Here is a 25,735-nt window from a genome sequence, read left to right on the forward strand (position 1 = left end):
CAGGGATTACTCAATAAAATGCGTGCCCCAACCATCATAATACACGTTATGTTTAGTGGCGATACGGAGCAGGGTATCGGTGTCCTTGTTAAGGCTGTCGATATCCAGTTTGCGTTCTACTGTGGCATCAAAGCATAAAACAGTGCCACCATCATCTAGTGTTAGTTCTTCCGCATCACCTACTTCAAAGCCGGCTTTAAATGCGTCTACAGCGGCTTTTTCGAGGCGATCAAAGTCGTCACCGGCAAAATGATATTCGATGTTGTAGGTTGCATCGGGGTTGCTGCCATCTTCCAATAAAGCATCGACAGTTTCCTGATTGAATTCATACCACTCTTGTAATTCAGTGCTCATATAATGGCCTTGTGCTGATGGTTAAACGGAGTTTAACGGGCTTTATCGATACTGGCGACTTCGGCATCCAGTTGGTTAATCTTACTATCCATTTGCTGATGAAAATATTTAGCCCATTCTTTGGTACTGCGACTATCATCCAATTCGACGGGTTCTTGTACTTCCACCAGTACGGTGCCGTTATTCCAGCGATTGATTTTAATATTGTTTAAGCTGCTGGCGCAGATCATGACTACCGGCTCTTTGGTTAATTGGGCTAAGCGAAATGCACCTGCCTTGAAGGGTAATAATCCGCGTCCATTACTACGAGTGCCCTCGGGAAACATCCAAACAGACAAGCGTCGTTGACGAATTTTCTTGGCCGCGGCTTCTAGTGTGCCGTGAGCTTTATTGCTATTTTGCCGATCGATAAGAATATTGCCTGACAACCAATACACCCAGCCAAAAATGGGTATCCATTTCAGACTTTTTTTACCTATCGTTACCGTTCCAGGTCTGGCAGCGCCACAAACCGAAAAAATGTCGAATGTATTCTGATGATTGCCGATAAACACAAAGGGCCCCTGATTGTTGACCGACTCAGGGATCCTGAATTTCAGTTTTACACCAAATAAACGAATGACTGAGCTGTAAAGCTTGCCAGCCAGATATACATTGTTACGATGAAAAGGTCGGCACAGGCAAACCAGTATCAGGAAAAGGTTGATCAGTATAAAATACAGGCCAACAATGGGTACGCGAACTAGGGCAATCACAATGAAACTCTTCGGTATAAAAACGCGATTGATTATACTGACTTTTTCATCTTATGCATGTCTGATCAGTAAAAATCGGCCGACATTGAGATTGATCAAATTAATCACATCGCGACTCAAATTGACTAATGGACATAAACATTGATGCAGATTTTTCGACACGACGAGCTTGATGAAGATGTACTGGAAGAATTGCTGGAAGAAATTAATGAGCTGTATGAGGCCAGTGAGCAAACCCTAATCGAGCTGGAAATAAAACCCACCGATAACGAATTACAAAGAGCACTGTTTCGTTCAATTCACACCATTAAAGGCGACTTGGGGTTAGTCAATTTTTCACCCATGTTGCCACTTTTACAGCGTGTTGAGGATTTACTCGACTTTTTGCGTAAAGGCCAGATTAGTTATACCAGTACCATGAGTGACTTAGTGTTATTGACCATGGATAGGGTCAAGATCTTTGTGCAAAGCTGTATTCAAAATGGCCAGGCCAGTTATGATGAAAATTTGCATAACCAGTTAAATGTGCAGATCGGGCGTATTACGCCGGATAATGTTGCCCAGCATGAGACATTGCTTGCTGAATCGGTGTTGTTACTGGATCCTTCTTTGGATGTCAGCCCTGATGAACAACAGCATGAGAACCAATTACAGAATGAGTCCCAAGCCATTGATGATTTGGGAATTACCCACGAGTTCGACTCAGAGCAAGAGGCTGATATTTTATTTTTCCGCAAACTGATGGAGCCCGTTGAACAACGTTCACAATATTGGCAGGGGCGGTGTGATCGGATTGCCAAACTAGCGCTATTTCTCAATAGTCAGGCCGGCAAGGTCATTGATGAAAAGCAACTAGCTGTTGCCTGTTATGTGCATGATTTTGGTATGGCATTTATGCCCTTGTCATTGCTGCATAAAACCGATCCTCTGGATCAAAACGAGTTTAATTTAATGCGTTCTCATGTGTTTAAAAGTGCCAAGTTACTTGAGCATTTAGATTATTGGAATGAAGCGCGTAAAATAGTCATTCAGCATCATGAAAGAATGGATGGGACCGGTTATCCCATGGGGCTAAAAGGAAGTGAAATATGCGAAGGTGCCAAACTGTTAGCCATTGTCGATACGTTTGATGCACTTACTCACTCCCGTGCTTATGAAACTCATTTAACCCGTCCTAAAAAACGCGCCGTGATTGAGATCAATAAAGTCGCTGATGGTCAATTTTGTAAAAAATGGATGAAAATATTTAATGCATCCATGAGCAAATTATTAATTAACCTGAGTTCGGGATAAGAAGTGTCGTTGTAATTTAAATAACTGAATAAATTCAATTATTTAGAATAAAATTCTGCTTGCATCCTATCTGATACTTACTCGGCAACGACATTTTTGTGGATAGCAAGGCGGGTTTTCGTACGTAATAGCTGGCTATTGCTAGAAAACCCAACACCGCTAGGCGCAAAAAGAGCGTTATCGAGAGGCGCGGCTTATCCCGAACTCAGGCTAATTAAATAATGAATCGTTAAAACCGCTCAATTGACCATTGGGCGGCAAATAGCATTATCATCAACGAGGCTGCGGTTACGCCGTAGCGCTGATACCAAGTTTTGCTGCGTAACATTATTAATATCGGTACCACAATGGCCAAAATTGTCAGTTGGCCTATTTCTACCCCAATATTAAAGGTTAATACGGCCAGTAATTTTTGATTTTCGGGTAATCCTACCTCGGCTAATACCGACGCAAATCCCATCCCATGCAATAAGCCAAAGGCAAAGGTTAACCAACCCAGTTTAACCACACCGGGCTTAATATTATTTAAGGCGGCCAGCAAAACTGAAATGGCAATTCCCAGTTCTACCCAGCGGCTGCTCAGGTTAATCCAGTTCATTGCAGTCGTTGTCAGGGTGATAGAATGGGCGATGGTAAATGTGGTGACAATTAAAGCGGTATCTCGGAATATTTGACCGACTTGGCTGATTTCAACCCAACGTTTATTCTTGCGTTGTAATGCACAAGTTAACAGTAACGCCATTAAAAACAGAATATGATCGATACCAATCCAGATATGTAACATACCCTGATAGATATATTCTATGGTACTGGCAAACCACTGACTCTGACTAAGGTCAAAACTGATCTGTGGTTGTTCAGCTGAAATAACTCGGCTGATCTGATTGTTGCTGGCACTAATGTTAAGCAACAACTTATGATCGGCATCTTCAGCAAATATTGCCTGGTAATCGATGTTGAATATTCCAGTGGCTGGGCATTGTGCCTGAATGGGCAGTACCAGGTAGCCTTCATTAAAGTGTTGGGCAATTTGCATGGTGGATGAAAGTTGCCAATCACAACTCTGATTTGAGCGTTTGATGGTCAGGTTTTGATATAAGTAATCGATAATAGCCGTTTGTTGATGTTGTACTTCGCTCCACAATAATTGACCATTTTTGTCCTGATCCAAGCCCACGGCTTGTTCTAAATCAAATAGTCGAATTTGCCATTCACCATTAACTTGACCTTGCTGGTCAATTGAAGCGGTAATATAAGCCGTGCTCATTTGATGGGCACAAAGACTAAAGCTGCTTAGTAACATAATTAAACAGAGTAATATCCGTTGCATAGTTATTGTCCCGTTGGAAGGTAAGTCTCTGGCATCTGGGCGCGGTCCAGCAGATGTTTATCCGCCACCAATTTGGCATCTTGCCAGTTGATTCTTGCCCAATATTGAGCCTTTTGTTGGTTAGGGCTTACATCCATATAAAAGCGCGCCAAATCCGACGCGTGACTCTGATCTTGACGGCGTTCACGTAACGCCACTCGACGGGTAAATTGTTGTTTCCATGTTGTCGCCGGAGTGGCTGAGGCGCGTTTTTCGGCAATAGACAAACGTAACAACAAGGCATCATCAATAAAGTTTTGTTGCTCGGCTACACGGGTTAACTGACTTAGAACAGCCTGATAGTGCTGCAATGATAATTGCACATCTGCCCATTGCACCAGATAGCTAAGTGGCATGCTGAGCAAGTCGTCATTGGCCAGCAGAAGCGCCGCTTGTTTGGGATTATCTAATCTGACGGCCATATCTGCGAGAATTTGGGTGACCCATAAACGGCTAGCCTCGTCATTTATTTCAGTCTGCTGTTTTATATTGAGTAACTGTTGGTAGCTGCTGCGTAATTTATTCTGATAGCTACTTGCCTCAAGGGCGCAAGTCGACACGGTAAACATGTCGGCTTTGCCCAGTAATTGTAAACAAGCTTGTTTAGCTTGTTCTGGCTGGTTGGACACCAAATGTATGTTGGCTTTGAGTAACCAGCTATTAATATTGGTTGGGTCATTCTCTAATACACGTCGCAACGCTTGTTGAGCTTGGTCAAAATGGTGTTGGTGTTGTAATACTCGCGCCCATAAATACCAGGCTTGAGGATTAAACTCATTCTGTTCGATGAAGGGTTTAAGTAACGCTTTGGCCCGCCCGTAACTTTGACTGGATTGCCCCGGATATTGTCCTTGATGAATGAGTTGGGCAATAAAAGTTAAATTAGTCGTTTGCTCAGTACTGTCATTAATAATATTCGGCCAACTTGCCACAACTTCATCTGCTGATTTAGGCGTATAAACTTGCGCGTTTGCTAACCGGATGTTTACCCCCATCGTTGCCACAATAGCGAATGTTATTATCCATCTAATATGCATTGGTTGTTCTCCACAAAGGCCGTCCGTGGCCGAGGAAAGGATTGAAATTTATTCGACTAACAAGTCGTCATAGGCCCCTGGATCTTGCACATCCTGAGTAAACTCACGACCATTTACTGGCAAGGGGGTATCACTGGCTTGCTGCTCAAAAGCTTGTCGACTGTATGTGGATACCACTACCTGTTGCGCTTCGATAGTGATGTTTACGGTGGCGTTGACTGCCCCATTTTTGCCATCACTAACGCTATAGGTAAAACTGTCCGAGCCCGTTTGCTGCGCTGCTGGGGTGTAGGTAAATGAACCATCGGCTTGCAAGGTCAACATACCTAGATTGGGATCGGTCACTACCATATAGGTTAAACTGTCACCATCAGGATCGGTTGCCTGCACGCTATCCATAATTGGTGTGTCAGCTTCGGTCACTAAATCAATCGAAATCGCGGTGGGTGGCATATTGGTTTGCATTGATGAATTATTATCATCCGAGCCATTACAGCCACTTAGGATGACTGAACTGGTTAAAGCAAACAGCGAAATTTTATATAGATAAGATTTCATCTTATTGCTCCTTAGTTTGAACCTGAAACAGGCGTGGCAAGATAAGGGAAGCTATCCATCATCATCGAGGCGTTGACTGGCGCGCCATCGGTAAAGGGTACGTTACCAACGCTAGCATCTTCAGGAGCACACAAGCCCAGATCGGTATCTTCACCATTGACCGGAATGGGATAACATAAACGTCCCATTACCACGCGTAAGGCAATATCCACAACATCATCCCCCGGGCGACGACCATTCGGAAAACCGGCTAAATCGTCACCCGCGACACCAAAGGTTGATTGCATGGCTGCAGGTTTTGCTGCGATCGACGTATTAAGTCTTAACATTTCCGAAGGTGTAACAGTTGATAACTGATTAACCCCTGGAAAACCGGTTAAAAAGGCGGTAACTAAATCTGTACGGGGGAAATTAGTGGGAGCCAATGTTTGAATATCGGTTCCCAGCGTCTGATTAACCGCATCTTTAAACAGAATGTTTAATAGTTCCGGTAAACTTGGATGGGTCAAATAGTCGGCAAACTGACCATCATTGACAGGCTGCGAGGTGGAGAACTTGTCTTTGTCTTTTAGACCAATTACTAGCTCATTCACCAACGGATTACCCAAACGCGATACTTGCGTCATCGCACCACCATTGACTTCCGGCTTACTGAAGGTCGCGTCAGGATTAAGGATTCGGGCTTGCGGTAAGCTGGCTGTCGTCCAGGTTCCTACGCTACCGTTACCAGAGCCGACGATACATTGTTTAGGTACTTCTACCGATAATGCCGTGACATTTTTGTTTTTCAATGCATCATTATTTGCCGACTGAGTGATACCGCCGGGGAAACCTGCTCCATCGCCAGCACCACCCGCACTGTCGCCTTCTACCGGGACATAGTTGACCAAATCGAAGGTTTTACCCAAATTAACCACAAAGGGGTCTTTACGTTGACCAACGAAAACGCGGCCCATTTGGTCACAGCCGGGCATCGAAAATTCATAAACAAAATGCGCGGCGTATGCCTCATAGCCCTCAGCAAAGGTTTTATCACCAATGTTATCAAGGGGTTTGTAGAATAGCGTTCCTCCCGCTGTGCTGTTGGTTAATGCTGTTGCAGTGCCTGTTCGTTCAGGTCCTTCGACAACCGTTAAGGTATAGGATTCGCTGAAATTCGCGGCTGATTGATCCATTGCCGTGACGGCCCCGACATTTTTAAGTGGCACTGCAATAGATTTTTGTTCACCGTCAGTGCCCACCATCAATGCCACACCTTGATTATCATTAGCTAGCATGCTCGAGAAACGGAACTGGAAGGTCATATCCTCAATGGCGTCACCATCATTATCAATATGAATGCTGTAAACTGCGGCGGGGTCAAGGGCAAAATAATTCGGGCCACCAAAAGCATCTTGTAATGGCAAATAGTTGGCAATTAGGGTGACATAATCACCTCTGCCTTGTTCATAACTGTTAAAGGCGTAAAAGTCGGTGGAATCCAGTGCTGGCATACGACTGATATTAGGTGCCTCGCGGTGGCTGGAAGCAGAAGCCGAAGAGGTGATAATAGTGCTGCCTATAATCGCAGCGATTAAGCTTAGTTGCATCGTTTTCATAATATTTTCCTGCGTAGTTAAGTCATTTCATTTCTCTTAATCACACCTTGTAAAGTGACCACTTAAATTAAGAGAAGTGATACCGGGTCATTAAGCCAAACGATCGAGAAAGCAGATTGGATGCAAAAAATTTTTTGAAGGGAGCTAAATTAGGTCAAGATTAAGTTAAGCTAGTGGCTAAAGAGCAATGACATTGAGTCAGCAACGGATATTGAAATGGGATTGGCAAATGCGCATTACAGTTAAAATTATGCTGTTAATTTTTTTGAGCATTATGGGGTGCAGCACCCTAGTGTATGGACAAGAGGATTCAGGGCAATCTCTAAGTGAGCAAATCGCGCAGCTCAGTAATCAAATAGAACAAGATAGCCAGTTGGTGACGGATAAAAAGCAGCAATTAAATCAACAGCTTGCTAGCGCACAAGAGTTAATTGATGAGGCGCGTCAGCGACGCGATACCGTAGACGGATATGAAGATTCGGTAAAACAGGCCAATCATCGTTTAGCTGCCCTCAATGCGCAAACCAGTCAGTTGGCCAAACAGAATATTAAGCCAATCAACAGCGGTTCAACGGAGCAGCGCTCGAATGAACTGGCAGTGATGGTGGCCGAGCAAAATGCCCTATTAACCGATCTTGCTGCTTTGCAAGATGAACAAACCGCGTTGAATTCCCGCTCTCAAGTTATTGGTGAACAATTGGTGGAAGCCAGAAATACCTTGGATACTCTCAATCAAGGCGTGTCTGATGTGAAACCGCAACCGCAGGAATTCAATGAACTAGCTACCTATTTGGAGCAACAAGCCAAAATTTTTAAACTCCAGTCGACTATTCGCGACTTTGAAAGGGAAGTGGTGACATTGCCAGCCAGAAAGTCATTGACTGCCGCCAAGTTAGGATTGGTACGTGAACAAGTTAGGTTGGGTGAAAAACGGATTGCCAGCGTACAGGATTATCTGGAACAGAGCAGAATGGGACAAGCGACACAGGCTGTTGCTGCTTCTCAACAAGCCTTGGATTCCAGTCAGGGGAATAATGCACTTGCTGCGATTAGTCAGGAAAATCTGTTATTAGCCAAAAGCTTAAAGGAATTAATTAGCCAAGATCCGCAGAAGGAAGATAGTACAGCTCGATTACGCGGGCGGATCGTGGACTTGCAGCAATCGGCCGAAACCGTCGAGCGAGTGTTAGCGACAGGTAGTTTAACCGATGAACTTGGCGTGTTATTGCGCCAATTGCAGGCGCGATTGCCTCGCCTGGGTCCTTTAGAGAAACGCCTCGAATACATTAAAGAGTCTGCGATTCGTCAACAACTTAATCTGATCCTGTGGCAAGAGCGGTTACGTAACTTATCTGCGCCAGAGGATGCGGCTGTAAGCTTACTTAAACAACATGACTCGGGTAGGGATTTTAGCCAACAAGATATTAATTCGGCTAAAAAACTGGTTGAGGATCGAGTTGAACTATTGCGCCAGCTTGTTGATGCATCAATTGCCAGTACCGACAGGCTCACAGAAGAAAAAATGGTGATAACCGAAGCAATATCGCGCACCGAGGAACTGACAACATTATTGGATCGAAGACTGATTTGGCTCCCATCCAATGCGGGGCTTGCCGATAATGTGTGGCATAACTTGCGGGAAAGTGCGAAATGGATCCTGAATCCTTCAGCCTGGTGGCAAGCGGCCAGTGATTTATGGAGCGGGCTAACAAAATCAATTTTGCTGACCATTGTATTATTAATGTTGCCAGTGTCGATCATTGCCGCCAGACCCATGGTCAAACGCTCTTTGGGGCAATTAATTGCGCGGGTCGGTAAGGTAGGAAAAGATACCTATTGGGCTACCCCATTAGCGCTGGCTGAAACCTTGTTATTGGCATTACCTTTGCCCATTTTTATTGCCACTATTGCCGGTGGACTATCCATCGGTTCGCAACCCGGTAGCTTTTCCAGCGCCCTTGGCACTGCTCTGGGAGCGGTATCATCGTTATCGCTCGTGTTACTCTTTTTCCGTTCCATGTGTCGTAAGAACGGTATCTTTGTCGGGCATTTTGGCTGGAGTGAGACCGCAAGAGAAAAACTACGAGGCATCTTGTCGTGGTTTGTCTGGTTACAATGTGGGGCAACACTGGTGTTTGCCTTAGCTATGGCCGGTGATGCAGTGGAATTACGTTATGGGGTGGCAGGACTGGCATTTATTGTCGGCTCGGTCGGTATTTCACTGTTTTGTTTGGCGTTTTTTAAACCTAAAGGCGGAGTGGCCTCAAGTATTGTGGGGGACACCCCGGCGACCTTGCTAACCATTGTTTCTTTTCCTGTGGTGGTCGCCTCGCCATTACTGATTGGTTTACTTCCATTGTTTGGCTTTTTCGATACGGCAGTGGCGCTGCAATCCAAATTATTCCTGTCGGGAGTCGTGTTGATCTTTACCGCCATTCTGTATGGTATTTTGATGCGTGTCTTTTTAGTGGCGTATCGCCGATTTTCCTTAAAACGACAAAAAGCCCGTCGTGCAGAAAAAGAATTACAGCGCAACAAGAAGCAGGAAGCCGATGCCAGCGGCGATGCTATGCCGGTTAATAAACCTCACGTGGCAGCCGACCCTGATGATGTAAGTAAACAGACTAAATCCATATTGATGGGCTTGTCTGCAGTCATTTTTCTGGTTTGTCTGTGGTTTATCTGGAAACCCCTGTTACCTGCATTAGGCATAGTGGATGACATCGTGCTGTGGCAGCGGGTGCAGGTGGTGGATGGTGTGGAGATATCCTCCGGTGTGACTTTATGGAATATCATCGTCGCACTATTACTGATGTTTGGCGGATTTGTTGCGGCCAAAAATATGCGCGGTATTCTCGAAGTAGGCTTTTTTGAACGCTTTAAACTTGATCCCGGTGCACGTTATGCCGCCGTGACGATCATGGGATATGTGTTGGTTGGCTTGGGTATTGTTATCGGCTTGGGTCAACTGGGTATTGATTGGTCGAAATTGCAATGGATAGTTGCGGCGCTCGGCGTAGGTTTGGGGTTTGGCTTACAGGAAATCGTCGCAAATTTTGTTTCTGGCTTGATTATTCTATTTGAACGTCCGGTCCGGGTTGGCGATACGGTCACCATCGGTAATCTGAGTGGAACGGTGAGTAATATTAAAATCCGCGCTACCACGGTGACCGATTTTGACAACCGTGAAGTGTTGTTACCCAACAAATCTATTATCACTGAAAATGTTACCAACTGGACGTTGAATGATGCCGTAACGCGGATCGTATTAAATATTGGCGTGGCTTATGGGTCAGATATTGCACAGGTGCGTGATTTGCTCATGAAGGTGATTGAATCCCATGCCGACGTATTGAAATTACCGGCGCCTAATGTGTTCTTTATCAATCATGGCGCCAGCTCGCTGGATTTTGAAGTACGCGTGTTTGTATCGACCCCGGCGAAGCGATTACCTGTGACTCACGATATTAATAGTATGATCAATCAGACCCTGAAGGAGCATCATATCAATATTCCTTTCCCACAACGAGACGTGCATATTATTAGCAATCAAGAAACAACTGATAAGGATGGCGATGAGTAATCTCCGAGAGTGACACTATCGCCTCCGGTTAAGTGATCAGAATCAAATTGTGACCAGTTTGGTCGTGTACAGTACTTGGGTCGGAGTGCCAGTTGGTGAACCGTTCAGCGGTTCTAAACTGACGGCCAGCGCCGCGATATCCAACTGGTCAAACAGCTTATGTTTGGGCAACGAGATGCGGCCGCTTTGTGGCAGTAAACCTAACGAAATAGGTGGGCGACCATCTTTGGCTACCATCCACAACTCATAGTCATTGTTAGTTCGACGCGTGATTTGCGAGGTTGCCTGAACTTCAATACTGTCCTGACTTATTTCAATCAACCATAAAGTATCGGCATTTTCAGATTGCATGACTGCTACTTGCTGCGTATTGGGCAAAACCGCCGGTGCATCCACTCGCCACAGTAAAACCGCGAGTACAATAGCAGCTGCACTGGCTAGCGAGGCTAAGCCTAGCCATAATTTGTTGTGCTTGTTAGGTAATGGGATGACCTCAGCTTTATTTAATTGATTATCAAGACCAAGCGAGATTGCCACTTTATGCCATACACCTGCATCAGGCTCGACCGGAGTTAGTTGGGTCCCTAGACCGTTTAAATGTTGTTCCCAAATCCAAGTCGTTTCGCGGATGCTGGAAAATTGCATAATCAATTGTTGGAAGCGTTTTCGTGCTCTACCTCGTAAGGTGCCTAATACATATTCTGCGGCGAGCGCATTGCGTAAATTTTCAGCGTTATAATTCATATTGCAAGACACCTCTGTAAACTTTGCAAGCCTCTACGGATCCAGCTCTTAATGGTTCCTAGCGGGGAATTTAGATGTTTAACGACTTCGTGGTGCGACAATCCGTTAAAGTAGGCTAAATGGATTGCCTGTTTCTGTTGCTCATCCAGTTCGTCCATACATTTCTCTAACTGTTGGTGTTCCGCGTCCGTGATCACTGGCATACTGGCGGTTGTGTCGATATGTTGATCCGTCAGTTCTTCTTCTTTTCGTACTTTTTTATAACGCATTAAATCCAAAGCACGGTAACGGATAATACTGATCATCCAGGTTAAAACCGTACCTTTACCTTGCTGATAATCTGCCGCATTGTGCCAAATACGCACATAAGCTTCTTGCAATGCTTCTTCCGCCAACTCTTTTTGATTCAGCATCTTTAAGGCTACTGCATAAAGTTGTCCGCTTGTTGCCTGATAGAGTTTGGCGAAAGCGTGTTTATCTCCTTGGGCAGTTGAACTTAATAATTTGAGTAGTTGTTCATGTTCCATCAAAACTCACTTGGTTAGGGATTGTCATCGGTCTAATACTATTACGATGAAAAACTCATATTGGATGCATGACTGTAGCAGTAATATTGAAAATGTTCATAAGCTAAGCGGGATGGGCTGCCAGCATGCCGTATTGAGTGGCGGCACGGACAATTTTATCGTTGTTTAAGTTGGCGATTATGCCAGTATGAGAGCGTTACTAACGCGCTGATAGCCCCGATTAACGCTAAGGCCATATCGCTTTGCGTATCCCATATATATCCCTGGGTGCCTAAAAAGGCGTCGGCTGATTCACCGGTTGCCACGGCAACTTGCCATTCAATCAGCTCGTACAACGCACTAAAGGCCAGACAAAGTGACAGGATAATCACATTACGCCAATGGCTGGAAGGCACCACATTTTTGCGGATTAGGATCTCGCGAGCGAGCACCGCGGGCACAAATCCCTGAATAAAATGGGCCAGTTTATCGTAGTTATTACGCTCAAGATCCAGCCAGTGTTTGAGGTGATCAAACAACGGAACCTCGGCATAGGTATAATGCCCGCCAACCATTAAAATAATGCAGTGCATCAATAACAGTACATATAGCAACGGCGTTAGCGGGAACGACTTGCGGGTTAAGGCGAGAACAACCAGCCCAATCAGGGCGGGAATGACCTCCAAAAACCAGGTGAATAGGTCTTTGGGGGCAATCGCGGACCATATCAGTACGATGAAATAGACCGATAGCCACCACAGCGAACCTTTGTTTAGCACGTTGCTATGGCGCCTGTTTATTCAATAACAGGTTCATCATTATCGCCTTGAAGTAGTTCATCCGGCTGGTTGTATTCGACTTCAATACCGTCTACTCGTTGTAAGCCGCGGGGGAGTTTATTACCACGACGCCCACGTTCACCTTGATAATGGCTAAGATCACTCTGAGTTAGGCTCATGCCACGTTTGCCCGCCAGGACTTTGATAGATGCATTTTCGGGGACCACTGCCACGGCTTTGACATATTCTTCCCGGGATTTTGCTTTCGCCGAAGGAATATTGATGATCTTGTTGCCCTTACCTTTACCCAAACTAGGCAAATCTTTAAGGGGGAACATTAGCATCCGACCCTCGGTAGTAATGGCCAGACACCAGTCGGTTTCAAGATTATGTACCAATTGAGGTGCCATCACCTTTGCGGCTGTGGGTAATGATAAATAGGCTTTACCATTTTTATTTTTACTGACCATATCGTCGTATTGACCGACAAAACCGTAACCGGCATCAGACACCATTAAGTATTGCTGGTTCTCTTTACCCATTAATACGTGTTCAATGGTTTCGCCACCGACGATATTGAAACGTCCGGTTAACGGTTCTCCCTGACTTCTGGCCGAGGGTAGAGCGTGTGCATCACAAGAAAATGTGCGGCCGGACGAATCTAAAAAGACGACAGGCTGGTTACTGCGTCCTTTGGCATGGCATAGATAACTGTCACCGGCTTTGTAGCTTAGGCCTTGTACATCTACATCATGGCCTTTAGCGCAACGGGCCCAACCTTTTTGCGACAGAACCACCGTAACACTTTCTGACGGCACCAGTTGTTTCTCAGACAATGCTTTGGCTTCACCTCGGGCCACGATAGGCGAGCGACGGTCATCGCCATAGGTTTCCGCATCTTGCAGAATTTCTTTCTTGATTAAGGTTTTTAAGCGCTGATCCGAGCCAAGTAATAGTTGTAATTTATCTCGTTCGGCGGCCAGTTCATCCTGCTCACCCTTAATCTTAAATTCTTCCAGCTTAGCCAAATGGCGTAATTTCAAATCCAGGATGGCTTCAGCCTGAATATCAGTTAAACCAAACCGGGCAATGAGTTCCGGTTTAGGCTTGTCTTCGGTTCGGATAATGTGGATCACTTCATCAATATTCAGGAAGGCAACCATTAAGCCTTCCAGAATGTGTAACCGCGCCAAGACTTTATCTAAACGAAATTGCAGACGGCGCACTACTGTATCTTTACGGAACACCAGCCATTCATTCAGGATCATCCGCAAGTCTTTCACCTGTGGACGTCCATCCAAACCAATCATATTGATATTAACCCGATAGTTTTTCTCTAAATCGGTGGTAGCAAACAGGTGTTGCATTAACTGGTCAATATCAATTCGGTTGGAACGGGGAGTGATAATGAGTCGGGTTGGATTTTCATGATCCGACTCATCACGTAAGTCACTGACCATAGGTAGCTTTTTCGCCTGCATCTGGGCCGCAATCTGTTCCAGAATACGGGCTCCGGAAGCCTGGTGTGGCAGGGCGGTAACAATAATATCACCGTTATCCTGAGAATAAACCGCGCGCATTTTGATGCTGCCACGGCCCGTCTCATATAGTTTTTGTATATCGGCTTTAGGGGTAATGATTTCCGCATCTGTGGGATAATCAGGTCCTTGGACAAACTCAAGAATATCGGCTAATTCGGCTTTGCTGTTATCCAGTAAATGGGCACAGGCGTTGGCTAGTTCACGCACATTGTGCGGCGGAATATCGGTGGCCATCCCCACGGCAATACCGGTGATTCCGTTTAATAATATATGTGGCAAGCGTGCCGGTAACACTTTGGGTTCATCCAGGGTGCCATCAAAATTAGGCACCCAATCCACCGTGCCCAAACTGGCTTCAGCTAATAATACTTCACTGAATTTGGATAATCGGGATTCAGTATATCGCATGGCGGCGAAGGATTTAGGATCATCCGGCGCCCCCCAGTTGCCCTGGCCATCGACCAGTGGATAGCGATAAGAAAAGGGCTGTGCCATTAGCACCATAGCCTCATAGCAAGCCGAATCACCATGAGGATGAAACTTACCTAATACATCACCCACTGTCCGGGCGGATTTTTTGTATTTAGCACTGGCGTTTAAACCCAGTTCAGACATGGCATAAATAATACGCCGCTGTACCGGTTTTAATCCGTCTCCAATATGGGGTAAGGCCCTATCCATGATGACGTACATGGAGTAATTGAGGTAGGCATCTTCGGTAAAGCGACTTAGTGGTAACTGTTCGATACCATCTGAACTGATAATTATCTCTTGGCTCATAAACTCGTCATAATTTGCTGGTTAATCTGCGCTAGCAAGCGTAGCGCATCGGGATCTATTATTTTTATATTATTTGGACTTCTATTCTACTTGGTAGGTTACCCTATATATTGCATTAGCGAAATCATCAGATATCAGTAAGCTGCCATCTTTTAATTCCAGCAATGCGACCGGACGTCCCCAGACTGTTTCATCGCTTTGTAACCAACCGCTGATTAAAGGGTGATTATCGATAATCTGATTATTCTTCAGGTCGGCTACGGTTACCTGATAACCCACTTTTTTACTGCGATTCCACGAACCATGTTCGGCAATCAGCAGTTTACCTTTCAGGTCGGGAAACATTTCACCGCGATAAAAATGAATACCTAATGGCGCTGAATGAGCCTGAATTTTTAGCGCGGGGGGCTGATAATCCGCAGCAGATTTACCGTCTCCAAATTCCGGATCGGCAATGTCACCGCCATGAAAGTAGGGATAACCGAAGTGTTGTCCTGTTTCGGTTACATGATTGATTTCACATGGGGGAATATCATCGCCCATCATATCGCGGCCATTATCACTGAACCAAAATTCATTATTCTGTGGATTCCAGTCAAAACCGACTGAGTTGCGCACACCGCGAGCGACGACCTGACGTTCCCCATTAGTCAGATTGTATTTAAAAATAGCGGCATAATTTTCATCCGGATCACAAATATTACAGGGTGCGCCTACCGGCACATACAGCATATTATCGGGACCAAAGGCGATATATTTCCAGCCATGATGGGTTTCGGTAGGGAGACCGTCGATAACGATTTCCGGCTTGCCGGGTTGTTGCAAATGTTGCTCTATATTGGCGTATTTGAGTACTTGATGAACTTCAGCCACATATAGCGCGCCGTCTTTAAAGGCGATACCGGAAGGCATTTTTAAGTTGCTGGCAATTTGAATCACCTTATCGGCTTTATAGTCGCCATCGCTATCGATAACGGCATTCACCACACCGGCCTCGCGACTACCAACGAAAAGGGTGCCATTATCGCCCAGTGCCATCTGCCGGGCATTGTTAACCTTGTCAGCGTAAACACTTATTTTATAGCCTGCCGGAAGGGTAAGCTTATCCAAAGTCAACGCATAGCCTGAACAGGCCGTTATAAGTAAGGTGACATTTACCAGTGTAATAAATGTTTTTTTAATAGACATAGTGTTCTCCCTGAAGATCGATTGCTGTCAACATAGCATTGCCAGCCCGCTATCAGCAATGCTTTAATACTGACCATTGTTATATCCGAGATGGCTTAATGTTCCAACGCTGGTGCTTATCCTTACTGTTATTGATTGGTGGTGTGTTGCCTTGTGCGGCGCAAACTACAGTCCAGTTAATTAATACTCACGAAGCCTTGCGTGTTACCAGTAACTTTAAAGTCCTGCACGAACAGGACGGGCCGTTGGATATTAATCAGATAATTCAACGTAAAGATCAATTTGAATGGCCACTTGGAAATAACCAGAATTTTGGTTTCACTCAGAAAGGGCTGTGGTTTTACTTGCACCTGAGTAATGTGACTGATGTTGCCAAGTGGGTTGTTGATATTGCTTATGCGCAAAATGATATCGTCGATTTTTATCTGGTCAACGGCGAAGGTGTGCTGATTAAACAACTTCAGCAAGGTAAGTTAGCCAGCGATCATCAGTACCGCTTACCGACGATGGAATTAAATCTGCCCGATGCCACACCCGTGGATTTATTTATCCGGGTTCAATCCAGTACGGTCAGTCGTATTGTTCCTATCGATATTCAAACTCAACAACATCATACCCAAATGATTATGCTTGATTCGCTATTTTGGGGCTTGTTCTATGGGGCTCTGCTCATTTTGGTGATTCACAGTGTGGTGATGTATGTGGAGCGCCGAGAGTTATCTTCGTTGGCCTATGTGACGTATATTTTGTCGATCATGTTATGGCAGTTTGTGTGGGGCGGACATATTCAAATGCTATTTTCCAGTTCGATTAGTCGCTGGTTGAATATGCATACTGATATATTGTTTTTATGGGTTGGCTTAAGTGCCGCAATGTTTACCCTGACTTTTTTGAATGCCAAACGCACAGCAGTGCGCAGTTATCGTTTTGTTCGTCTGATTTGTTTGGCTTTACTGGTATTGGCCGTTTTGTCTTTACTTAATGTATTTGAGCAATCAACGCATAATATTCTGGTTTATGTGGTCAGTATTGTTGCTATTACCAGCTATTTGGTGGCCGGTTTTGAAAGTTATGCTTATCCCTATTTACCCGCCCGTTATTTTATTTTTGCGTGGAGTATTTTACTTACCAGCGCCTTTGTTGGCTTATTAGGCTTATTAGGTATTTTGCCTTCCAATCAAATAACCACGTATTGTTTTCAGGTGGGCGTGTGCTGTGAAGCCGCCTTGTTTTCTATGGCGATTATGGAAAAAAGTCGTTATGAAATGGAAAATGAAATTGCCAGTTATACCCGTGAGATGCGGCATAATCTGGAGTTGATCGAAGAAAAAAATGCCCACCTCGATATCGCCCGTAAAGACGCTATTCGTGCCAGTCAGGTTAAATCCCAATTTTTGGCCAACATGAGTCACGAAATTCGTACTCCACTCAATGCTATTTTAGGTTTTAGTAAAGAGCTGCAAAGTTCAGTCAGTGATGCCGACAGGCAAGATCATGCCCGTATTGTGAATACTGCAGCGACTAACTTACTGTCGATCATCAACGATGTGCTGGATTTTTCAAAAATAGAAGCGGGTAAATTACAGGTTAACAGTGAACCCTTTTCCCCCGAGCAATTATTGAATGAACTGATTGGTTTAATGGCCAAAACGGCACAAGATAAACGACTGGAATTTATTTTCCAAAGCGATAAGTTGCCAAACAAGCTAATGGGCGACGCATCGCGTATTCGTCAGGTGCTGACTAACTTGCTTGGCAATGCAATTAAATTTACTCCCAAGGGGCACGTTAAACTTAACGTTATTTGTCAGGCAGAAAACGGCACAATGTGGCTCATATTTAAGGTGCAGGATACCGGGATTGGTATTAGTGCTAATCAGCGAAAAGTGCTGTTCAAAGCGTTTAGTCAAGTGCACGATACGCTCAACAAAGAATATCAGGGAACAGGATTGGGCTTGGTGATTAGTCAGCAGCTCACCCAATTAATGCATGGCCATATTCAGGTGGAAAGTGAGATTGGCCGAGGGAGCGAATTTACCGCGACGATCCGGACACAAATCCTTAACGAACAAGGTCGGGACAATCAACGCAGTCAATGGAAGAACAAGCGTATTGCTGTCGTTGAACCCTATCAACCTGCACGGCAAGCGATTGTTGATTTATTTACTCAGCTTGGGGCTGTTATTGTTGAACCGACAGAGCAAGCTGAGGCCGATTTTTTATTTTGGGGGACCAACTCGATTCTAACCGAGCAACAGATTAGTCAAGCTAAACAAATCGGTGCGGCTAACAAGGTTTTGCTTTACCCCAGTCGTCTTAAACCCGCGCCAAATCATTACTTACGCGAAGTATTTATGCATTGTCTGGAAAAACCATTAATGGTTTCTAAATTAGACAAGTTGTTTGATCCTGAACCCCAACAGGACACGACTCAATTTCAGTCATTGCTCAGCCATTTGCCCAATATTAAGCTATTGGCAGTAGATGATATGGAATTTAACTTGCGCCTGTTGTCGACCTGGTTGAAATCATCACCAGTACAGTTATCCACCAGCCTAAGTGGACAAGACGCTGTGAGTCGTTGTGAAAAAGAAGAATTTGATTTGATCCTGATGGATTTGCAAATGCCCAATATGGATGGCTTACAGGCCGCAAGATTGATCCGGCAAACCGGTTTAAATAACGGTACCCCTATTGTGGCCGTAACCGCCCATGTGTTTAAAGAGGAACAGGAAAAGCTGCTATCGTCGGGCATGGATGATTATCTGCCTAAACCCATAGGTTTAGATTCATTGCTGGAATTGATTCAGCGCTGGTGCCAATTGCCGGAACAGCCCAATGTACAATCGGTAGACTGGGAACTGGCTTTGCAACAGAGTCATTCCAATCAGCAATTAGCCACTCAAATGTTGCAGGATTTTTTACACCAGTTACCTGAATTACAGCAACACATTAATACACCTGCTGAAAAGCAGGATTATCCCGCTTTTCAGCAAGCGGTGCATAAATTACATGGCTTGTGTTGTTATACCGGGGTACCTAAATTACAGGCATTATGCATGAAGATGGAAGTGGCACTGAAAGAGAATAATCATGCCTTGGCACAGCAGCATCTTGTCGAGTTTAATCTTGAATGCACTAGCGTACTCGAACAGGGGAAACAGTTAATAGATTAACAATCGTCCAGCGCTTTAGCTGAGATACATTGACGCAAAAGTGACACCACTTCGTCAATTGGCCGATCCAGTTCATTGGCCTCAATAAATAAATCGTAACCTAAATTTTTTCTGAGTCGCTGCATCCGTTGAGCAAACATGGCTTGTATGCCAGTTAAGTGCATCCCGGAGTCCGTGGTGTAAGTATCTTTTTCAAGTAGGTTTTCGGCATAACATTGACCGGAAGCACAGTTTTCGTCGTCACCGTGCAGCAATAAATGGCGCTGTTGCAGTAGCAAGTTGCTCGCCAGACGCAGTGAAATACTGCTAAGGACTGACTGATTGGATTTTAGTTTAATGGCTAAAAAATTGAGAGAATGTTGGTTGAGTCCATTGTGTTGTCTGGGCTGATCAACGCGCTGAATATCCTGCCATTGCAGTTTCCAGTGTCCATATTTATGCTGATAATGTAAACAATCCCGATGCAGGATCAAACTGTGGGGCGGCTGACTCATCTTACTCCAGGCGATATACAGTCCAACAATGCCGGCGGCAATAATAAAATAGCCGGGCAACGTCAAACTGCCACCCCACCATGATAACCAGAGGTAACCGGCGAGTATCAGTAACACAGAAATAATTAATGTGGTGAGGCTGTTACGTTTAGCCTGTGAACCAATATAGATGCTATCCATTACCACCAGAACAATGCCAGTAAAATATACATAATAATACCCCATAAAATTGCCATACGGATCTGCAGACAACGGCGGCAGTCAGTTTTCCACCATCGCTGGTAGTAGGTTTTAAAGATATTATCGCTCATGTGGCTCGATTAGTGATCCTGAGTTGTCATTTATTATGTTACATTTCGGTTAAAGCATGAGTTTGTAAAGAGAATACTAATGAGTGAAGCAATACAACAGCATTATCAACAGATTATCAGCCTGTTAGGTGAGGATATCAACCGCGAAGGGTTAGTTGATACGCCCAAAAGAGCGGCCAAGGCCATGCAGTTTTTGACCGGTGGCTATCAGCAAGACTTAACTGAAATAGTCAATGGTGCGGTGTTTGAATCGGATACTGATGAAATGGTCATCATCCGTGATATCGAATTGTATTCTTTGTGCGAACATCATGTCTTGCCTTTTATTGGACATTGTCATATTGCCTATATTCCCAACGGAAAAGTACTGGGGTTATCCAAATTTGCTCGTATTGTTGATATGTATGCCAGACGGATGCAAATACAGGAAAATCTGACCAAGCAAGTTGCGGATGCGGTTCTTTCTGTTACCAATGCCAAAGGGGTTGGGGTGATTATGGAAGCCAAGCACATGTGTATGATGATGCGCGGAGTACAGAAACAAAACTCATCGATGGTCACTTCGGTGATGTTAGGCGCCATGCGCAATTCACAAGCCAGTCGAGAAGAGTTTTTACGTTTGATTGGTAAATAAGGTTGGTTTAGTTAACGCCATCCAGTGTTTTTCGTGCCGCATTGCTGCGGCACGGTCTACACTGACTGAAAGCGGGCCTCACCCAAGAAATTTAGTTGCCTAAGCGCTCTATGGCTTGTTCAAGATAACTGCGCGGGCAACCGAAGTTAAAGCGAATAAACTGATTATTGCCAAAATCCACACCGGGTGAAGGTCCCACGCCTTTGTCTTCGCACCAGCGCTGTGGACTTTCTACCCCTAATCCGCTGCCATCAACCCAAGCGAGAAAAGTGGCTTGGGGAGCCTTCATCTGTAATCCATCAATTTGATTAATGTGCTCAACTAAATAATCGCGATTAGCGCGCAGATAGTTAAGCTGTGCCTGATGCCAGTCATCACATTGAGTAAATGCGGCTTCGGTGGCCGCTAAACCTAAAATATTTACCCATGGCACGATGCCGCGAGCGGCTAAATTAAATTGATTACGCAACTTAGTGTCAGGAATTATCGCAAAAGAAGTACCTAAACCAGCAATATTGAAGGTCTTACTGGCCGCCATTAAGGTGACCGACTGGTGTTTAAGAGCCTCGAGTTTACTTGCCGGAATATGTTTGGCTTGTTGGTCTAGAATCAGGTCGCAATGAATTTCATCGCTGCAAAGCAATACATTATGGCGCTGACAAATATCGGCAATAGTATCCAGTTCATCGGCACTTAATACACTCCCTACCGGATTCATCGGATTACAAACAATAAATAACTTGCAGGCCGGATCGGCTGCCTGTTGTTCCAGCTGATCAAGATCCAGTGTCCAGCGACCATCTTGCTCAATGGTGCGAATTTCTACTTTTTCCAAATGATTAATGCCAGGTGCGGCTAATAATGGCGGGTAGTTAGGGGTTTGCACCATTACTTTATCACCAGCTTGGCAATAGGCTTTAATCGCGGTATTAAACGCAGGAACCACACCGGGTGTCCAGACTAGCCATTCCGGTTGAATATGCCAGTTATATTGTCGCGCTAACCAATTAACTACCGCTTCAATTGCCGGTGCATGATGCGCCGGTAACGTATAGCCAAGCAGGCCATGTTCAACTCGCTGCTGCAAGGCATCCAGAATGGGTTGAGCGCACTTAAATTCAGTGTCGGCAATCCATAAAGGCAGAATATCTTTACCTTTATATTTTTCCCATTTATAGGCAAAGGTGCCTTGGCGATCTGCAACCTGATCAAAATGCATGGATGGTCCTTAAATTGAGTTAATCAGTTGAAAATGAAGATAGATAAACTAACAAAAAGTGGTTTAATTCGACAAGATTAATCCGTTACCAGATATGCCAAAAACAAAAAGGCGCTCAAAGCGCCTTAATCGTTAACAATGAGCGAATTTAGATGGCGTAGGCCAGTACCATACTGATAACGATGCCCGCAATCCCGAAAAAGCCATATTCGATTTTACGCTTAACGCTTTCTTCCGGACCTACCGGAAGCTTGAAAAAGCTCATGATTATGCTGGTTAATCCCAACACGAATGCGACTAACATCGCACCAAAAACAAAGGCTTCAGGCCAAGTACTCATGTGTATACCTTTTTAACAGTGAATATTAACGATCAACAGACCTGCCTACTATTATGCACCAAAAAAGTCCTGAGGATTAGCCTGAAAGCGTAAAAAAGTAATCAATTTATCCCGCGAGTGTGACCGCACACGCTGGTTGGGGGGAAATCGCATACCCGAACGTAGTTGTATAATCTGGTTAAAATCGCTATTTAATCGTTTTATTGACTAATATAGTGATCGTTGAACAAGTGGGATATTTCATTTAAAACAAAGTAAGTTATTGAAAAATAGCATTTATTCAATTGTGGATTAAGTTTTGCAGTATCTGTGGCAGATGAGCCAATAGTCTCAATTTTGATGCTTAATAAGGAACAACATAATGCGTACCGTAATTTTAGCCACAGCAATACTGAGTAGCAGTGCTTTCGCCCATCAATGTGATGTCAATTTTGATGGTCAGGTTAAGTTGGAAAAGAACCAGTTAACGGTTGAGTTGACTGATCATCGTAAGGTCACAATGGATGGTCAACAAACCTGGATCGATGGTGAAGCCTTAACACTGAACGCCGATCAACAAAAACTAATTCAACAATATCATAGTGGTATCACCACCCTGGCTCCACAAGTCGCAGATATTGCACTAGAGGCAGTATCGATGGCCGGTGATGGTGTCAGTTTGGCATTTTCCCGATTACTGGGTGAAGACGACCAACTGGTCGTGGATCTAACGGAAGAATTTGGCAATTTGCGTAAAGACATGAAACAACAGTTTTATGCTGATGACGGTTCAATCCGTTTTGATTCTAGCCAGTTTGACGATGGAGATTTTGGCAATGCCTTTGAAAAACGTTTTGAAGACAAAATTGAAACATTGGTAGAACGCTCTATGGGGAGCCTGATGATAGCCGTGGGTAAACAAATGTTGTTTAGTGGTGACACTGACGGTTTTGAGCAAAAAATGGATGAATTTGGCGAGACCATTGAACATGAAATGGAGTTTCGCGGTGAAAAGATTGAACAGCAAGCCGATCAAATATGCTACGCATTGGTAGGCATTAATACAATTGAAACCCAAATCAGTGAGTCGATTCCGGAGCTGAAAACACTGGACATGATTGACGTGTCAGAGTACCGCAGCCGTCACAGCATGTAGGTTGAACGAGTTAATACAATAAAAAAAGGTCGGAACAATTCCGACCTTTTTTGTGTAGGTTTGTAACAGGACTTAGCCGATTAAACTGGCACCAAAATATTTTAACGCCACAGTATTAATAAAGACCAAAAACAGGATCACAGGGATAAACGTACCCACCGAAAAGTTAACATATTTTTCGAAAAAGCTGCCTTTATAACCCGGATCACCGGCTTCCAGTTCTTGATTAAAGTTATGTCTTTTCCAACGGTAAATCACAAATAAACAGATCAGTAAGCCATTGAAAGGTAAAATGGTGTCATAGAAAACATCGACAATAATATCGAATACAGACTTATTGGCACCGGCGTAACTGGTGAACGACGTTGTCCAGTCAAACATGCCGAACGAGGTGGCGGCAATCACAGTGCACACACCCATCAATACACCTAATACACCCAAGGATTTTTTGCGGCTTAAGCCGGTTTCGCTCATCAAGGCTGCGTTAGGAACTTCAATAATCGATACCAATGAAGTAATCGCCGCAAAAAAGACGAGCAAAAAGAAAATCGCGGCAACGGCACTGGCGCCGGTATAACCAATAGTGGTTTGCAGGGCTAAAAATATTTTAGGCAGGAAGGTAAAAATCATTCCGATAGAGGAGTCACTTAAATCAGCCGTATTGGTATTCGGGTTAAACGAAAATACCGCGGGTAATACCATGAGTCCGGCGATAAAAGCCACAGCGGTATCGGTTAGAGCCACCAACTTGGCTGAACCGGGAACGGGATTTTCACGTCCTAAGTATGAACCGTAGGTAATCATAATACCCATACCCAGTGACAGAGAGAAAAAGGCTTGGGACAGTGCCGCACTGACCACAGACGCATTGATTTTACTAAAATCCGGAATCAAATAATATTCCACACCGGCAAATGCGTTATCCAGTGTCAGGACAAAAATCACCAGTGCAATTAGCATAAAAAATAATGCGGGCATCAAGACTTTTGCTGCTTTTTCGATGCCTTGTTTAACCCCGCCTTGCAGGATTAAAAATACAATTCCCGCCACTACAGCCATATAAATAAATATATCCGTATTATTAATAAAGGCACCAAATGCTGCAGGATCAGCTAATTCATTTAGATTACCTTCGACAATACGAAACAAGTAACCAATGATCCAAACGGTAATTACGGTATAAAACACCCCAATCATAAAGGGGGTTAAAATCGATAACCAACCGGCAATCATCCAGTGGGTTTCGCCAGGCGCAATGGTTTTATAAGTTCCTAGGGGATCTTTGCGGCTGCGACGTCCTGCCGCCATTTCGGCCAACATTACGGGTAAACATACCAGTACCACAAATAGCGCATAAATGAGCAAAAATGCACCACCGCCATTTTTGGTTGCAGCAACCGGAAAACCCACCATGTTACCGATTCCGACGGCGGAGCCTGCGGCGGCAAGTACAAAGCCTAAACGAGAACCAAACTGTTCGCGGGGAGCACTCATGACAACTTCCTTTATTATGGTAATCAACGGGTGTTGATTACTTATTATTAGTTAATTAAGTAGAGCCGGATGTTAACAGGCCAATTACAAAATGTCCTTATCGTTGTGAACATTGGCGCAGATTACGGGTTGTAATCAAGGTTTTACAAGTTATGAGGGCTTTATCATGGGGGCGCTACTTGAATCTGATTAATTCGTACTTATCTCGTTTTGAAATATTCGCGCTGGTGATACTGTCTATTGCATGTGACCATTGTTGCGACCCGTTAATTTATTCACATTAAGGATGTTCTATGAGTATTCAACAAGCCACCTTGGCAGGTGGTTGCTTTTGGTGTATTGAATCGGCTTTTAATACCGTTGAAGGTGTCGATTCTGCGCTATCCGGTTATGCCGGAGGGCATACCGAAAATCCAACTTATAAGCAGGTATGTGAAGGCAATACCGGTCATGCCGAAGTGGTCAGAGTGAATTTCGATGATGAAAAAATTAGTTATCGGGATATTTTAGAAATCTTTTTTGCACTACATAATCCTACCCAGCTAAATCGTCAGGGTAATGATGTGGGTAGCCAATATCGTAGTGCGATTTTCTATCACAATGACGAGCAAAAACAGCAAGCCGAAGCAATATTAGCCGAAATTAGTGAACAACAGATTTGGCCTGATCCGGTGGTAACCGAAGTAGTTGAAATTAATAATTACACTCAGGCCGAAGATTACCATCAGGATTATTTCAGCAATAACCCGCAAAATCATTACTGTAATATGGTGGTTGCCCCGAAACTGGCTAAATTCAAACAGAAATTCGCCAGTAAACTCAAAAATTAATAGTCATATTCGCTCAA

General features: G+C 44.4%; 21 protein-coding genes. 6 read left to right on the forward strand and 15 right to left on the reverse strand.

The genetic code is table 11. From position 1 onward, the window contains the following. Window positions 1–6: 6 nt before the first annotated feature. Together rraB and ACTD55_RS00555 are read right to left on the reverse strand one after the other, a co-directional pair. Window positions 7–354 carry a ribonuclease E inhibitor RraB gene (rraB, locus tag ACTD55_RS00550; RefSeq protein ID WP_438862346.1) on the reverse strand — a complete coding sequence of 116 codons (348 nt, stop codon included), beginning with the start codon at window positions 352–354 and terminating at the stop codon, window positions 7–9. A gap of 32 nt (window positions 355–386) precedes the next feature. Beyond that, on the reverse strand, window positions 387–1,109 hold the full coding sequence (locus ACTD55_RS00555; protein WP_438862347.1) for a 1-acylglycerol-3-phosphate O-acyltransferase: 723 nt from the start codon (window positions 1,107–1,109) through the stop codon (window positions 387–389). A 144-nt stretch (window positions 1,110–1,253) separates the two neighbouring features. On the opposite strand from ACTD55_RS00555, the gene ACTD55_RS00560 reads away from it, so the two are divergent. Further along, window positions 1,254–2,402, forward strand: coding sequence for an HD domain-containing phosphohydrolase (locus ACTD55_RS00560; RefSeq protein WP_438862348.1), 1,149 nt, complete (start codon window positions 1,254–1,256; stop codon window positions 2,400–2,402). A gap of 229 nt (window positions 2,403–2,631) precedes the next feature. On the opposite strand, the gene ACTD55_RS00565 is transcribed toward ACTD55_RS00560, so the two are convergent. The 4 genes from ACTD55_RS00565 to ACTD55_RS00580 are packed head-to-tail and all read right to left on the reverse strand — an operon-like array spanning window position 2,632 to window position 6,964. Beyond that, a complete protein-coding gene (locus tag ACTD55_RS00565) occupies window positions 2,632–3,732 on the reverse strand; it encodes a HupE/UreJ family protein (protein WP_438862349.1) in 1,101 nt (366 codons plus the stop codon). A gap of 2 nt (window positions 3,733–3,734) precedes the next feature. Then, a complete protein-coding gene (locus tag ACTD55_RS00570; protein ID WP_438862350.1) occupies window positions 3,735–4,808 on the reverse strand; it encodes a tetratricopeptide repeat protein in 1,074 nt (357 codons plus the stop codon). Between the two features lie 48 nt (window positions 4,809–4,856). After that, window positions 4,857–5,366, reverse strand: a complete 510-nt coding sequence (locus ACTD55_RS00575) for an Ig-like domain-containing protein (protein WP_438862351.1) — start codon at window positions 5,364–5,366, stop codon at window positions 4,857–4,859. Window positions 5,367–5,377: 11 nt separating this feature from the next. Continuing rightward, a complete protein-coding gene (locus ACTD55_RS00580) occupies window positions 5,378–6,964 on the reverse strand; it encodes a DUF4331 domain-containing protein (RefSeq protein WP_438862352.1) in 1,587 nt (528 codons plus the stop codon). A gap of 229 nt (window positions 6,965–7,193) precedes the next feature. On the opposite strand from ACTD55_RS00580, the gene ACTD55_RS00585 reads away from it, so the two are divergent. Beyond that, the gene (locus ACTD55_RS00585) at window positions 7,194–10,547 is read left to right on the forward strand and encodes a mechanosensitive ion channel domain-containing protein (RefSeq protein WP_438862353.1); all 3,354 of its coding nucleotides are present in this window, start codon (window positions 7,194–7,196) and stop codon (window positions 10,545–10,547) included. A 42-nt stretch (window positions 10,548–10,589) separates the two neighbouring features. On the opposite strand, the gene ACTD55_RS00590 is transcribed toward ACTD55_RS00585, so the two are convergent. The 5 genes from ACTD55_RS00590 to ACTD55_RS00610 all read right to left on the reverse strand — a co-directional run bounded on the left by ACTD55_RS00590 (window position 10,590) and on the right by ACTD55_RS00610 (window position 16,085). Next, on the reverse strand, window positions 10,590–11,291 hold the full coding sequence (locus ACTD55_RS00590; RefSeq protein ID WP_438862354.1) for an anti-sigma factor: 702 nt from the start codon (window positions 11,289–11,291) through the stop codon (window positions 10,590–10,592). Then, a complete protein-coding gene (locus tag ACTD55_RS00595) occupies window positions 11,288–11,818 on the reverse strand; it encodes a sigma-70 family RNA polymerase sigma factor (RefSeq protein ID WP_438862355.1) in 531 nt (176 codons plus the stop codon). Before ACTD55_RS00595 ends, ACTD55_RS00590 begins: the two co-directional genes overlap by 4 nt. A 155-nt stretch (window positions 11,819–11,973) precedes the next feature. After that, window positions 11,974–12,576, reverse strand: coding sequence for a DUF2238 domain-containing protein (locus ACTD55_RS00600; RefSeq protein ID WP_438862356.1), 603 nt, complete (start codon window positions 12,574–12,576; stop codon window positions 11,974–11,976). Between the two features lie 17 nt (window positions 12,577–12,593). Continuing rightward, complete coding sequence (gene parC, locus ACTD55_RS00605; protein WP_438862357.1) at window positions 12,594–14,897, reverse strand: DNA topoisomerase IV subunit A; 2,304 nt, start codon at window positions 14,895–14,897, stop codon at window positions 12,594–12,596. A gap of 81 nt (window positions 14,898–14,978) precedes the next feature. Next, on the reverse strand, window positions 14,979–16,085 hold the full coding sequence (locus ACTD55_RS00610) for a PQQ-dependent sugar dehydrogenase (RefSeq protein WP_438862358.1): 1,107 nt from the start codon (window positions 16,083–16,085) through the stop codon (window positions 14,979–14,981). A 98-nt stretch (window positions 16,086–16,183) separates the two neighbouring features. Between ACTD55_RS00610 and ACTD55_RS00615 the strand changes: the two genes are divergently transcribed. Further along, window positions 16,184–19,261 carry a 7TM diverse intracellular signaling domain-containing protein gene (locus tag ACTD55_RS00615; protein ID WP_438862359.1) on the forward strand — a complete coding sequence of 1,026 codons (3,078 nt, stop codon included), beginning with the start codon at window positions 16,184–16,186 and terminating at the stop codon, window positions 19,259–19,261. Here the strand turns inward: ACTD55_RS00615 and ACTD55_RS00620 are convergent. Further along, a complete protein-coding gene (locus ACTD55_RS00620; protein WP_438862360.1) occupies window positions 19,258–19,980 on the reverse strand; it encodes a DUF2982 domain-containing protein in 723 nt (240 codons plus the stop codon). The two genes, ACTD55_RS00615 and ACTD55_RS00620, sit on opposite strands and share 4 nt — an antisense overlap. Window positions 19,981–20,145: 165 nt before the next feature. On the opposite strand from ACTD55_RS00620, the gene folE reads away from it, so the two are divergent. Next, window positions 20,146–20,700, forward strand: coding sequence for a GTP cyclohydrolase I FolE (gene folE, locus ACTD55_RS00625; protein ID WP_438862361.1), 555 nt, complete (start codon window positions 20,146–20,148; stop codon window positions 20,698–20,700). A 91-nt stretch (window positions 20,701–20,791) separates the two neighbouring features. Here the strand turns inward: folE and ACTD55_RS00630 are convergent, their stop codons facing one another. Both ACTD55_RS00630 and ACTD55_RS00635 read right to left on the reverse strand, forming a co-directional pair. Next, on the reverse strand, window positions 20,792–21,919 hold the full coding sequence (locus ACTD55_RS00630) for a MalY/PatB family protein (protein WP_438862362.1): 1,128 nt from the start codon (window positions 21,917–21,919) through the stop codon (window positions 20,792–20,794). A gap of 148 nt (window positions 21,920–22,067) precedes the next feature. Further along, window positions 22,068–22,259: a hypothetical protein gene (locus ACTD55_RS00635; protein WP_438862363.1), complete on the reverse strand. Its 192-nt coding sequence runs from the start codon at window positions 22,257–22,259 to the stop codon at window positions 22,068–22,070. Between the two features lie 361 nt (window positions 22,260–22,620). Between ACTD55_RS00635 and ACTD55_RS00640 the strand changes: the two genes are divergently transcribed. Further along, window positions 22,621–23,394: a DUF2884 family protein gene (locus ACTD55_RS00640; RefSeq protein ID WP_438862364.1), complete on the forward strand. Its 774-nt coding sequence runs from the start codon at window positions 22,621–22,623 to the stop codon at window positions 23,392–23,394. A 72-nt stretch (window positions 23,395–23,466) separates the two neighbouring features. On the opposite strand, the gene ACTD55_RS00645 is transcribed toward ACTD55_RS00640, so the two are convergent. After that, window positions 23,467–24,888 (reverse strand): sodium-dependent transporter, encoded by a 1,422-nt coding sequence (locus ACTD55_RS00645; RefSeq protein ID WP_438862365.1) that lies wholly within the window; start codon window positions 24,886–24,888, stop codon window positions 23,467–23,469. Window positions 24,889–25,181: 293 nt separating this feature from the next. On the opposite strand from ACTD55_RS00645, the gene msrA reads away from it, so the two are divergent. Continuing rightward, complete coding sequence (gene msrA, locus ACTD55_RS00650) at window positions 25,182–25,718, forward strand: peptide-methionine (S)-S-oxide reductase MsrA (RefSeq protein ID WP_438862366.1); 537 nt, start codon at window positions 25,182–25,184, stop codon at window positions 25,716–25,718. Window positions 25,719–25,735 lie beyond the last annotated feature (17 nt).

Source organism: Neptunicella sp., assembly GCF_048268085.1.
Classification (GTDB): domain Bacteria; phylum Pseudomonadota; class Gammaproteobacteria; order Enterobacterales; family Alteromonadaceae; genus Neptunicella.